This window comes from Kitasatospora sp. NPDC057904 (genome assembly GCF_042887925.1).
In the GTDB taxonomy this organism is placed as follows: Bacteria; Actinomycetota; Actinomycetes; order Streptomycetales; family Streptomycetaceae; genus Kitasatospora.
In genome coordinates this window covers 17,198-28,649 of record NZ_JBHVOL010000021.1, presented here as the reverse complement: position 1 = coordinate 28,649, position 11,452 = coordinate 17,198, and the positions used below count along the sequence as shown (strand labels likewise).

General features: G+C 71.3%; 14 protein-coding genes. 10 read left to right on the top strand and 4 right to left on the bottom strand.

Features of this window, described 5'->3' with window-relative positions:
• The first annotated feature begins 133 nt into the window (after window positions 1-133).
• From ACFVSN_RS35685 to ACFVSN_RS35660, 6 genes are all read left to right on the top strand, one after another.
• Window positions 134-535 (top strand): Fur family transcriptional regulator, encoded by a 402-nt coding sequence (locus ACFVSN_RS35685; protein WP_387927861.1) that lies wholly within the window; start codon window positions 134-136, stop codon window positions 533-535.
• A gap of 52 nt (window positions 536-587) precedes the next feature.
• On the top strand, window positions 588-869 hold the full coding sequence (locus ACFVSN_RS35680) for a hypothetical protein (RefSeq protein ID WP_387603264.1): 282 nt from the start codon (window positions 588-590) through the stop codon (window positions 867-869).
• Window positions 866-1,897 (top strand): CobW family GTP-binding protein, encoded by a 1,032-nt coding sequence (locus ACFVSN_RS35675; protein ID WP_387603267.1) that lies wholly within the window; start codon window positions 866-868, stop codon window positions 1,895-1,897. The genes ACFVSN_RS35680 and ACFVSN_RS35675 overlap by 4 nt, the downstream gene beginning before the upstream one ends.
• A 298-nt stretch (window positions 1,898-2,195) precedes the next feature.
• Window positions 2,196-2,948, top strand: coding sequence for a WD40 repeat domain-containing protein (locus tag ACFVSN_RS35670; protein ID WP_387603270.1), 753 nt, complete (start codon window positions 2,196-2,198; stop codon window positions 2,946-2,948).
• Window positions 2,918-3,343, top strand: coding sequence for a (2Fe-2S) ferredoxin domain-containing protein (locus tag ACFVSN_RS35665; protein WP_387603273.1), 426 nt, complete (start codon window positions 2,918-2,920; stop codon window positions 3,341-3,343). The genes ACFVSN_RS35670 and ACFVSN_RS35665 overlap by 31 nt, the downstream gene beginning before the upstream one ends.
• 321 nt (window positions 3,344-3,664) lie before the next feature.
• On the top strand, window positions 3,665-4,660 hold the full coding sequence (locus ACFVSN_RS35660; protein WP_387603276.1) for an IS630 family transposase: 996 nt from the start codon (window positions 3,665-3,667) through the stop codon (window positions 4,658-4,660).
• Between the two features lie 894 nt (window positions 4,661-5,554).
• Here the strand turns inward: ACFVSN_RS35660 and ACFVSN_RS35655 are convergent.
• Window positions 5,555-6,940, bottom strand: coding sequence for a rhodanese-like domain-containing protein (locus tag ACFVSN_RS35655; protein ID WP_387603279.1), 1,386 nt, complete (start codon window positions 6,938-6,940; stop codon window positions 5,555-5,557).
• Between the two features lie 239 nt (window positions 6,941-7,179).
• Here ACFVSN_RS35655 and ACFVSN_RS35650 point away from each other — a divergent pair, with 239 nt between their 5' ends.
• A complete protein-coding gene (locus ACFVSN_RS35650; protein ID WP_387603282.1) occupies window positions 7,180-7,371 on the top strand; it encodes a helix-turn-helix domain-containing protein in 192 nt (63 codons plus the stop codon).
• Between the two features lie 49 nt (window positions 7,372-7,420).
• Here ACFVSN_RS35650 and ACFVSN_RS35645 read toward each other — a convergent pair whose 3' ends face one another.
• Together ACFVSN_RS35645 and ACFVSN_RS35640 are read right to left on the bottom strand one after the other, a co-directional pair.
• On the bottom strand, window positions 7,421-8,326 hold the full coding sequence (locus ACFVSN_RS35645) for a tyrosine-type recombinase/integrase (RefSeq protein WP_387603285.1): 906 nt from the start codon (window positions 8,324-8,326) through the stop codon (window positions 7,421-7,423).
• 123 nt (window positions 8,327-8,449) lie between these two features.
• Window positions 8,450-8,575, bottom strand: a complete 126-nt coding sequence (locus ACFVSN_RS35640; RefSeq protein ID WP_387603288.1) for a hypothetical protein — start codon at window positions 8,573-8,575, stop codon at window positions 8,450-8,452.
• Between the two features lie 336 nt (window positions 8,576-8,911).
• Here ACFVSN_RS35640 and ACFVSN_RS35635 point away from each other — a divergent pair, with 336 nt between their 5' ends.
• The 3 genes from ACFVSN_RS35635 (at window position 8,912) to ACFVSN_RS35625 (ending at window position 10,680) form a co-directional block, all read left to right on the top strand.
• Window positions 8,912-9,271 (top strand): rhodanese-like domain-containing protein, encoded by a 360-nt coding sequence (locus tag ACFVSN_RS35635; protein ID WP_387603291.1) that lies wholly within the window; start codon window positions 8,912-8,914, stop codon window positions 9,269-9,271.
• Window positions 9,268-10,020: a sulfite exporter TauE/SafE family protein gene (locus ACFVSN_RS35630; protein ID WP_380491575.1), complete on the top strand. Its 753-nt coding sequence runs from the start codon at window positions 9,268-9,270 to the stop codon at window positions 10,018-10,020. The genes ACFVSN_RS35635 and ACFVSN_RS35630 overlap by 4 nt, the downstream gene beginning before the upstream one ends.
• A 93-nt stretch (window positions 10,021-10,113) precedes the next feature.
• Window positions 10,114-10,680 (top strand): rhodanese-like domain-containing protein, encoded by a 567-nt coding sequence (locus ACFVSN_RS35625; RefSeq protein WP_387603294.1) that lies wholly within the window; start codon window positions 10,114-10,116, stop codon window positions 10,678-10,680.
• A gap of 84 nt (window positions 10,681-10,764) precedes the next feature.
• Here ACFVSN_RS35625 and ACFVSN_RS35620 read toward each other — a convergent pair whose 3' ends face one another.
• Window positions 10,765-11,442, bottom strand: coding sequence for an RICIN domain-containing protein (locus tag ACFVSN_RS35620; RefSeq protein WP_387603297.1), 678 nt, complete (start codon window positions 11,440-11,442; stop codon window positions 10,765-10,767).
• Between the last annotated feature and the right edge of the window lie 10 nt (window positions 11,443-11,452).

Sequence of the window (11,452 nt, the reverse complement as noted above, 5' to 3'; positions counted from 1 at the left end):
CCCGCCCCGCCCCCCCCACCCCGGGTGGTCCACGGACACCCCCACCCCCCCCACCCCGCTCCCACACCTCTCCGCCGGCCCCGCCCCCCCCCCCGCGCCCCCCACGGAACTCCCCGGGCACGACAAGGAGTCGATCGGGCGCCTTACTCCGCAGCGGGCCCAGGTGCTTCGCGCCCTGGCCGGGTGTGAGGACTTCGTCAGCGCCCAACTCCTGCACGCCGGCCTGCTCACCACCGGCTCCCGGGTGGGGCTGAGCACCGTCTATCGCACCCTGACCGCGCTGGCCGCCGTCGGCCGCGCGGACGTGGTGCGCGACACCAACGGCGAGAAGCTGTTCCGCTACCGGCCGGGCCCCGACCACCGGCACTACCTGATCTGCCGCCAGTGCGGCGCGAGCCAGCCGGTCGACGCCACCGCTGTCGAGGCGTGGGCCGACCAGGTCGCCGAGATATCCGGCTTCGCCGACGTGCAGCACACCGTCGAGCTGACCGGCACCTGCGCCGCCTGCCTCGCCGCCGCGAGAACCGCCGGCTGACCACCCAGGCACACCCACCACCACCTACGGCACTGCCGAAGGAGGCTCCGCCATGCCCAGACCACCGTCACCGCGCCGGACCACCCGGCTGACCGCGCTCAAGAACCACACCCGCGAACTCCTCGAACTGGCCGAGGACGACACCGTCCTCATCAGCCAGCTCGACTGCACCGAGCCGGGATGCCCACCCGTGAAGACCGTCGTCGCCGTACTGCCACCCTCCGGTGCCATCCGGCGCTGGACCCTGCACCACCCCCTCGACGAGGTCACCACCGAACTGCTCGCCCAGGCCCTGACCCAGGCACCACGCACCGCCGAAGGAGAACGACCGTGACCAGCCCCGCCACCACCACCGACGAAACTGAGGACCAGGCCGACACCCGCGTGCCCGTCACCGTCCTGACCGGTTTCCTCGGCTCCGGCAAGACCACCCTGCTCAACCGCATCCTCACCGAGCAGCACGGCATGCGGATCGCCGTCATCGAGAACGAGTTCGGCGAAGTCGGCATCGACGACGCCCTCGTCCTCGACGCCGAAGAAGAGATCTTCGAGACGAACAACGGCTGCATCTGCTGCACCGTGCGCGGCGACCTCATCCGCATCCTCGGTGCCCTGATGCGCCGCCGCGAGAAGTTCGACCAGATCATCATCGAGACCACCGGCCTGGCCGACCCCGCCCCCGTCGCCCAGACCTTCTTCATGGACGACGAGATCTCCTCCCAGCTACGCCTCGACGCCATCGTCACCCTGGTCGACGCCGCCCACATCCTGGAACACCTCACCGAGGTCAAGCCCGAAGGCGTGGAGAACGAGGCCGTCGAGCAGATCGCCTTCGCCGACCGGATCGTGCTCAACAAGACCGACCTGGCCACCCATGAGCAGCTCGCCGAGGTGACCTCGCACATCCGCGCGATCAACTCGATGGTCGAGATCATCCCCGCTCAGCAGGCCGAGGTGCCGCTGGCCAAGGTCCTCGACGTGCACGCCTTCGATCTGGACCGGGTCCTGGAGGGCGACCCTTCCTTCCTCACCGAGACCGAGCACCAGCACGACACCACCGTCACCTCGGTCGGCATCGACCTGCCCGGTGAGCTGAACGAAGCGCGCCTCAACGCCTGGCTCGGGCAACTGCTGCGCACCCAGGGCGCGGACATCTTCCGCTCCAAGGGCATCCTCGCCATCGCCGGCGACGAGCGCCAGTACGTCTTCCAGGGCGTCCACATGCTGCTGGAGGGCGAGAACGGCCGCAAGTGGCGCGCCGACGAGACCCGCCGCAACCGGCTCGTCTTCATCGGCCGCAACCTCGACCGCGCCGCCCTCAACGAGGGCTTCGCCAACTGCCTCGCGGGGGTGCGCGCATGACCACCGCAACCGACATCTCCGTCCGCTGGACCACGGCCGTCGACGACGCCCCGGTCGCCGTCGCCACCGCCCCGGCCGACGGCCGGTCGCCATCGCCGGAGCGGCTGGCACCGCCTGGATCCTGGAGACCGCCACCGGCACCCCCGTCGGCACCGTCAGCCTGCCCGGCGGCCTGCTCGCCCTCGAATTCTCCCCCGAAGGAGCGCACCTCGCCTTCACCGGACCCACCGGCCACGGCCTGTGGCGGCGCTGCGACGGCCGGGCCCTGACCTTTGCCACCGGAGCCTGGTCCAACGCGGTGCGCTGGACCTCGCCGGAGCGCGTCGCCGTCGCCTCCGGCCGCCGCGCCCTGGTCCTGGACCCGGACGGCACCCAGCAGTGGACCACCGACCCGGCCCCCAGCACCGTCACCGACCTCGCCTGGCTACGCGAGGGCCGACGCCTCGCCAGCTCCGCCTACGGCGGCGTGCGCTGCCACGAACGGCACACCGACAAGCCGGTCACCGAGTACAGGTACCTCGGCTCGCACCTCGCCATCGCGCTCAACCCCAACGGCCGATGGATCTGCACCGGCAACCAGGACTCCAGCATCCACATCTGGCGCACCCTCCCCCAGCCTTCGGCCGGGGGTGCCCCCATCGGCGACGACCTCACCATGCACGGCTACCCCGACAAGATCGCCCGACTCGCCTTCGACGACACCGGCCGCTGCCTCGCCTCCGACGGCGCCCCCGACATCACCGTCTGGGACTTCTCCGGCAAGGGACCCGCCGGCACCAAACCCCGCACCCTGCGCGCCCACGAAACCGTCACCGCCCTCGCCTGGCGGCCGGGTGGCGGCGCCGTCCTCGCCAGCGCGGGTGCCGAAGGAACCCTCGCCCTCTGGCGAGCCGACTCCGGCCGCCCCGGGGCCCTGGTCCGGCCCGCGCACGCGCGTGAACTGCCCGAACCGGTCACCGCCCTTGCCTGGGCCGGGCCCGATCTGCTCGTGTTCGCCGACTACGAAGGGCAGGTGGAGGCTTGGCAAGTACCGGCCGCTCTGGCCCGCTGACCCTGCGGCCCGGCGGACGGCCCTGCACTCTGGTCGTCTGCCGGGGCTGCTGCTGCGGCAGCACCAGCAAGCACCCCGCCACCGACCACGACCAGCAACTCGCCCTGCTCCGCCAGGCCGCCGCGGACTCCGGCGGCGAACTCGCAGTCCGCACCAGCAACTGCCTCGACGCCTGCGCGCAGTCGAACGTCATCGTCGTCCAGCCCTCCACCCGAGGACGCACCCGCGGCGGCCGCGCGGTCTGGCTGGGCTGGGCCCTCGACGACAACAGCCTCGACCTGATCACCCAGTACGCGCTCGCCGGCGGCCCAGGCATCGCCGAACTTCCGCCTGCCCTCGACCTCCAATGCATCACACCGCCCCGCGTACCGGCCATGGCACTCACCCGGCGCTGACTCCCGGCCGGTTGCACGCCACGGCGGGCAACCGACCGGGCCGGTGCAGTCCCTTACTCCTCGACACCGGCAGGCGCAGTGCCGCCCTCCAAGTGCTGGCGAATCGCGGCGTACCGCTCGGGCGCCCACTCGGGCGACTTGGCCAGCTGGTCTGCCAAGGATGGCCGGCCCTCACCCAAGGCCGTGTCTCCCATCGTCTCCGCGAGCGTTCACGGCCAGTATTGACCCGAAACGGTAAGGTTCCGCGCTCGTTGATCCGGCGTGACGGATCTGGTTGGGGACGCGCGGCGCCTGTCGCCGAAGGCCCAGGAAGTTCTGCGGATGCGGGCGGTTGCGGCGCTTCGCGCGGGCCGGGACCGGCGCGAGGTGGCCGAACTGCTGGGCGTGACCGTGGAGTCGGTGACCGACTGGTGGGTCGCCGGGCAGGCCGGCGGCCGTGAGGCGTTGGTGTCCAGGACCCGTGGCCGGCGGGTGGGCGACCATCAGGTGCTCGATCCGGACCGGCAGCACTGCGTCCGGCAGGCCCTGATCGACCACCGGCCCGAAGATCTCGGCCTGGGCGGGCAGTTGTGGACCCGCGCGATCGTCGGCGACCTGATCGCCCTGCTGTATCGGGTGCGGCTGACCGAGCAGGGCGTGGGCAAGTACCTCAAGCGGTGGGGCCTGTCGTTCCAGCGACCGGACAAGCGCGCGATCGAGCAGGATCCGGAGGCAGTCCGCGCCTGGCGCGAGGAGAGGTGGCCCGCGATCCGCGCGAAGGCCCAGGAAGAAGGCGCCGAGGTGCTGTTCGCCGACCAGACCGGCCTCCGCTCCGACCAGGTGTCCGGCCGGACCTGGGCCCCGCGCGGCCAGACGCCGACCATGCACCGGACCGGCAACCGGTTCTCGGTCAACGCGATGTCCGCGATCAGCCCGCGGGGCCGGATGTGGTTCACGGTCTACCGGGGATCGTTCACCGCCGAGGTGTTCTGTGACTTCCTCGACCGCCTGGACAGGCAGTTCGACCGCCCGGTCCACCTCGTCGTCGACCGGCACTCCGTCCACCGCAGCAAGAAGGTCAGGGCCTGGCTCGCTGATCACCCCGGCCGCATCACTCTGCACCTGCTGCCCGCGTACGCGCCCGAGACCAACCCGGACGAGCTGGTCAACGCCGACCTGAAGCGAACCCTGCTGCCGGCCTCCCGGGCCCGCAACGCCGACCAGCTCGCCGACGAGGTCCGCCGCTTCTTCCACCGCCGACAGAAGCAGCCGCACATCGTCCGCGGCTACTTCCAGGGCCAACACGTCCGCTACATCACGGAGGTGCCGGAAATTTAGCGTTTCGGGTCAATACGACACCGCTTGGCGGTGGATCCGAGTTGCCCGCCATCCAGATGATCTTGTCTATCGTCTAAATGGGCATCGCCCCAAGGTCGACGAATGACAGTATTGGCGCGCACTCCCCCAACCAACGGAGATCCCTACAACGGTCACCGAGCGACCCGCCCTGCTCCGTCCCTGGCTAAGGCGGAACCGTCCACTTCCACCTGTCCGGTGACCCACCGTCTGCTGCAGGCGCACCGGAGGTTGACCCCTGGGCGCCGACGGCCGCCGCGTCGTCCGTTTGGGACCACGTGCCGACCCCCGGGACGCGACGGCCGACCGGGCGCACGCGTTGGCCGTTGCCGGAGCGCTGGCAGCGGTGCGCGACCGGGCCGAGGCCACGCTCGGCGACGATCCTTGGCAGGACCCGGGCATGGCAGTGCGGTTCGCCGAACGGGTGGAGGGGCTGCTGGGCCAACCGGATGCGCACGGCCGGTACGAGCTGTACCCCGCCCGCGGCGGCGCTGCTCGTCCTCCTGCCGTTCCGCTCCCGCGCTAACCAACTGCGGACGACCGCCTGGTGCGCGGCCACCGTCGCCCCGACGTGTCTGGAGTACACAGCCGGAGCAAGCCCCGAGCGGCTGTCCTTCGAGGCATTCGGCGACGAGTACGGCATGCTGAAGGAACGCACCCGCTGCGGCCCGAATCGGCGGCGCCGATCGGCTGGTGATTGTTCCACCAGTGGCTGCTGCGCTGCGAGGGGCTCGCTGACCCGGCGGACGTAGCGGAACTGCTGGACCCGGTGGGCACGTGACTCCTGGACTGCGGTTGTGTCCTGGATTCACGTGGCGAGCGCTACCTTCGGGAGCGCCCGCGGCCCGGGCGGGGAGTGAACCGGAGCGACCGGGTTCAGGGCCGGTCGGGGTGGGTGAGGGTGTGCCAGGCGGTATAGCCGCCGAGGAGGTCGGAGACGTCGGGGTGGCCGTGGTGGCGCAGGAGGCTGGCGGCGATGGAGGAGCGGTGGCCGCTGGCGCAGTGGACGACGAGGGGGTGGTCGGTGGGGATCTCGGCGAGGCGGGTGGGGAGTTCGGTCAGGGGGATGTGGAGGGAGCCTTCGATGGCGCCGGTTTCGCGTTCGCCGCGGGTGCGGACGTCGAGGACGGTGGGGGGCTGGTCGGTGGTGAGGGCGGTGCGGAGTTGGTCGGCGGTGAGGCGGCTGGCGGGGGTGAGGTGGTCGGCGAGGGCGGGCAGGGCGGTGTCGGGGTTGCGCAGGTAGCCGGCGATGTGGTCGAAGCCGATGCGGGCGAGGCGGGTGATGACCTCGTTCTCGCGGTCCTGCGGGGCGATGATCGCGATGTCGCTGTCGGGGGTGAGGACGGTGCCGGCCTGTTCGGCGAATCGGCCGTCGATGGGGACGTTGACGGCGCCGCGCAGGTGTCCGGCGCCGAAGTCCTGGGGGTTGCGGGCGTCGAGGACGACGGCGCCCGCGCTGCGGGCCTCCTTGAAGCCTTCGGGGCACAGGGGGCGGGCCGTGTGCGTGGGGTCGAGCAGGGGGTGGTCCTGGCGGTTGAGGGCGGCGTCGTGGCCGAAGTAGGCGGGGGCGGTGGTCTGGCCGGCGGTGACGATGTGGACGAAGGTGTCCTGGTCCATGGGCCGGCAGGCGTAGTTGGTGCGGCGCTGCGCGCCGATGGTGGACTGCTTCTCGCTGGAGAGGTTCTTGCCGCATGCGGAGCCGGCGCCGTGAGCCGGGAAGACCCGGACGGCGTCGGGCAGGGCCATGAGCTTGCGGTGGACGGAGTCGTAGAGCATCGCGCCGAGTTCGTCGGCGGTGACGCCGGTGGAGGCGAGCAGGTCGGGGCGGCCGACGTCGCCGATGAACAGGGCGTCGCCGGTGAGGACGCCGTACGGGACGGTGTCGTCGGGCTGCTCGTAGACGAGGATGCTGATCGACTCCGGGGTGTGGCCGGGGGTCTCCATGATCTGCAGGGCGACGTCGCCCAGTTCGATCCGCTCGCCGTCGCCGAGCTTGCGGATCGGGTACTCCGTCTCGGCCCGCTGCCCGTAGCCGATCCAGGCGCCGGTGCGGTCGGCCAGTTCGAGGTGGCCGGCCAGGAAGTCGGCGTGGAAGTGGGTGTTGATCACTCCGACAACGGTCAGGCCGCGCGCCGTGGCATCGGCGAGGTACTCGTCGACGTCCCGGCGGGGGTCGACCACCACGGCGCGGCCGGTGCGCTCGTCGGCGATCAGGTACGAGGCCTGGGAGAGGCAGTCGAGGTAGTACTGGCTGAAGATCACGGGTTTTCTCCTCGTCGGGTCTGACGGGCTGGCTCTACGTCCGAGTGTACCCCCGGGGGTATTTTATCGACGCAATCGAGGCGCTCGCGATCAGCCAGGTGACCTCCGGCTCCGCTGCACGAGCCGACCGAAAGGAGTCCTCCTTTGGGCACTATCACGCGGCGACGGTACGGCTAAACTGCCTTTCTCCTTGGATAGTTCAGGCTCCGCGAGTTCGGCTGATCACCTAGGAGGAGCCCGTGCCCGAGCAGTTCATGAGCGTCAAGCAGACTGCCGAGTACCTGAACATGTCCGTCGCGTGGGTGTACCGGGAAGCACCTCGGGTGGGGCTCGCGCCCTACCGGTTCGGCGGGGGGCCGAACGCGAAGCTTCAGTTCAAGGTGTCCGAGGTGCAGGCGTGGGTGAGGCAACAGCGGCTGTCCGGCGCGTGAGCCTGTGACGCAAGTGAGGGGTCTGCCCGCGGGCAGACCCCTCACTCGTTCACGCAGCCAGGCCGAGGTCCAGGACCTGCGCCGCGCGGCTGATGGAGCCGGGCATGAGGTGGCGGTAGATCTTGAAGGTGATCTCGATGTTGCGGTGGCCCATCCACTCCGCGACGTCGGTGATCGGGATGTTGTTGCTGAGGCAGTTCGACGCGAAGAAGTGGCGCAGGCCATAGAGGACCATGCCCTCGGGGATGTCGACCTGCCCGGAGGCCCTGATCCTCTGCCACTGGTTGTGGATGACGTGATGCGGCATGGCCAGACCGATGTCCTTGGGATTGCGCAGAAGATAGCCGTCCACGGTCCCGTACGTGTCCGCGTACCGCTCGATGGCCTGCCTGGTGCGCGTCGGCAGCGGCACGTCGCGGTACTCGCCGACCTTGCGGTGCTTGAGGCGCGCGTAGGTCTTGGTCGCCTGGTTGACCTGCTCGGTGACGCGGTAGACGTCATCGGCGACGATGTTGTTGATGTTGACGGCGAATGCCTCGCCGTTGCGCAGGCCGCAGCCACTCATGAGTTCCGCGACCAGGCGGAAGGCGTCGTCGCCGGCGCTCCGGATCTCCTGCAGTTGAGCAAGGGCGGGGATCACCACCCGCTCCGGGTCGTACTGAGGAGGCTGGACACCGTTCATCGGGCTGTCCTCGTAGAGGCCCAGCCTGTGCGCGTCCAACAGGATGGTCTTAAGCCTGACGAAGGCATTGGTCTGGGCCGCCAGGCCGACGCCATTCCGCTCCATGGTCTCGACGAACGCTTCCACGACCTTGTGGTCGAACGTGCCCATGCGTCGACTGCCGAAAGCTGGAAGGAGGTGGTTCTTCAGGATGGAGTCGATGTTCCGCAGCGATGTCGGGCTCTGGTGGCGCTGGCCCTTCAACCACTCAGCGGTGTAGGCCGAGAAGTGCATGCCGCCGTACTTCTTGATGCGCTCCGCCTTGCGCTGGCTCTGCGGGGAGTTCTTCCGCGCGTGGTAGACCTCGGCGAGGCGGGCCTTCGCCTTCTCCTGGTTGACGAAGCCTGACTCCTCCGTCTACCGCCCGGCCGCGTTGCGGTACCTGATCTTGTACTCGTGCGGGCACTTGCTCCAGCGGGACTCCGGATGCTCGCACTCCTTGAAGAAGCTGCCCATGCCGCGGGCGAGGCCTGTGGTCGCCATCTGCTGGTACCTGCGGGAGTCGTGCTGACCTATTGCTGACCCCGGATGGTCGATCATGCCCCCGAGCTGGGCGGAAACGTCAGACTCGTGATAACTGGGCGAAGTACACGGGCACCTCCTGGGCGGCGCGACAGTGGCGCCGCGAGACGATCTCGATACCCCCCTCGGTATGTCTACCAGCATAGGGCCGCCATGGCCGAATACCAGGAGGGGTATCGCCGAACGGTTTCGATAATACCCCCGGGGGTACTATGGTGAGCCGCAGGGGGGATCCGGCCGCCGTCGCCGAGAGCCGTACGGGGCCGTCGACACAGCCACCCACCTCTGGAGAAGCCCATGCCCGCACAGCCGCCCGCCCCCGGGCAGACCACCGCCGCGGATGCCCACGACCTCGCCCGCAGCGCCGGGGCCGTCCTGCTCGACGTCCGCGACGCGGCCGAGTACGCCGCGGGCCACGCCCCCGGCGCCGTCCACCTGCCCCTCGTCGCCCTCGCCGCGGGCGCGCCGCTCCCGCCCGCGTTCGAGGGGCGGACCGTCCTCGCGATCTGTCGCTCCGGCAACCGCTCCCAGCGGGCCGCCGAGCTGCTCACCGCGCGCGGGGCCACCGTCCTGAACGTCACCGGCGGCATGACCGCGTGGGCGCACGCGGGCCTGCCCGTGACCACGCCGGGCGGTGACGCGGGACTCGTCATATGACCGCCCTGATCCTCGCCCTCGCCGCCGGCGCAGTCGTCGGCCTCGCGCTCGGCGGCCTGGGTGGTGGCGGCAGCATGCTGGCCGTGCCCGCGCTGGTCTACCTGCTCGGTTTCAGCCCGGCCCGCGCCACCACCGCCAGCCTGCTGATCGTCGCCGCCACCTCGCTGACCGGCCTGGTCGCGCACGCCAGGGCCGGCCGGGTGCGCTGGCGCACCGGCGCCCTGTTCGCCGCCGCCGGACTGCCGGCCGCCGCGGCGGCCGGGGCGCTCTCCGCGCACGTGCCGTCCGCGCTGCTCACCGCCGCCTTCGCGGTGCTGGCCGCACTCGCCGCCTGGCGGATGCTCGCCCCGCGGCGCGACGCCGGGGAGGAGGAGCGCTCCGCCGCCGGTCCGGCCCGCTCGACGGCGGCGGGCGCGGGCCTGGGCGCCGTCACCGGGCTGCTCGGCGTCGGCGGGGGCTTCCTCGCCGTCCCCGCGCTGGTGTCCGTGCTCGCCTTCACCATGGCCGAGGCGGTCGGCACCAGCCTGCTGGTGATCACCGCCAACTCCCTGGCCGCCCTCGTCCCCCGGCTCGGCGCCACCGCCGCCATCGACTGGGCCGTCGCCGCCCCCTTCACCGGCGCCGCGATCCTCGGCGCGTGGGACGGCAAGCGGCTCGCCGACCGCCTCAGCGGCCGGACACTCCAGAAGGCCTTCGCCTTCGCGCTGTTGGGCGTCGCAGGCCTCATGCTCGTGACTGCCCTGCACTGAAAACTCCGCTCCGACCCCCGCACACAACTCCCCCGCACACAACTCCCCCGCGCACAGCTCACCCGCACACAACTCCCCCCTTGGAAGGCCCCCATGACCACGCCGCTGACCGTCGAGCAGCTCCGCCCCCGCCTGGAGCAGCTCACCCTCATCGACGTCCGCTCCCCCGGCGAGTACGCCGCCGGCCACATCCCCGGCGCGCTCAACATCCCCCTCGACCGCCTCGACGACGCCCTCACCGCCCTGCGCGACGCCGCCGCGCGCGGCGAACTCGCCGTCACCTGCGCGTCCGGCCCGCGCGCGACCACCGCGGTCGAACGCCTGACGGCCGCCGGCATCCCGGCCGTGCCGGTGATCGGCGGCACCGGCGCTTGGGCGAGCGCCGGCCACCCGCTGAACCGGCTGGAGGGAGCCCGTGCGGTGTGGGCGATGGACCGTCAAGTCCGGCTGGTTGCCGGCTCACTGGTCCTCGGCGCCATGCTGACGGACCTGGTCCGCCCGGGCGCCCGCTGGCTCGCGGCGGCGGTCGGCGGCGGACTGGTGTTCTCAGCCCTGAGCAACACCTGCGCGATGGGCAACCTGCTCGGCCGCCTCCCGCACAACCGCCCCCGCCCGGGCGCCCCGACCCTCGACGACACCCTCGCCGCGCTGCGGCGCTGATCCGCGCCCTGACGTCCGCCGCGACGCCCGTCCGGCCCCGGTCCGCTGGCTGCGGACCGGGGCCGGAGGGAATCGGCGAGCGTCTCAGTACCAGCGCTGCCAGGCGTTGAAGTTGTTGGTGTCCGCGTACCACAGGCCGACCGGGCTCCCGTTGCCCTGCCAGCGCGACGAGTAGCCGTCGAGGGCGACGACGCTGCTGGTCTTGGGCGAGGTGAGCGAGATGTCGGCACCGTTGACGTAGGAGTGGAAGGTCTGCCCCGGGGCGCCGCCGTCCTTGCAGTCGTAGACGTTGAACTGCGCGCCCACCGTGTTGCCCCACGACTCGGGGTAGTCCAGGCAGCGGCCGGAGGCGTTGTTGACGAGTTCGAGCCCGTAGAAGGCCCCCGCGTCGTACACGCGCCACCGCCACTGCTCGGTGGGCCCGTTGTTGCAGGCCCAGAAGCCGGCGGGCGAGTTGTTCGCACCGCCGCCGCTGGCGAAGTTGTCGAGGCAGTAGCCGTCCCCGTAGGCACGGACGTGGAAGTAGAACGGCCCCGAGTCGGCGAGCGCCGCACCCGCGAGGGCGGGCTTCCCGTCGCGGGCCGCGGCCAGCACCTGGTCGAGGGCCTGCTGGGCGGTGACGGTCGCGGTCGCCGCGGGGCCCGCGGCCGGGTTCGCGGCCGGGTTCGCGGCCGGCCCCGCCTCGGCACGGGCCGCCGTGGCCGGGGCGGCGAGCGCGAGGGCGGTGAGAACAGCGGCTACCGACGCACCAAATTTTGTCATGCGCACAACG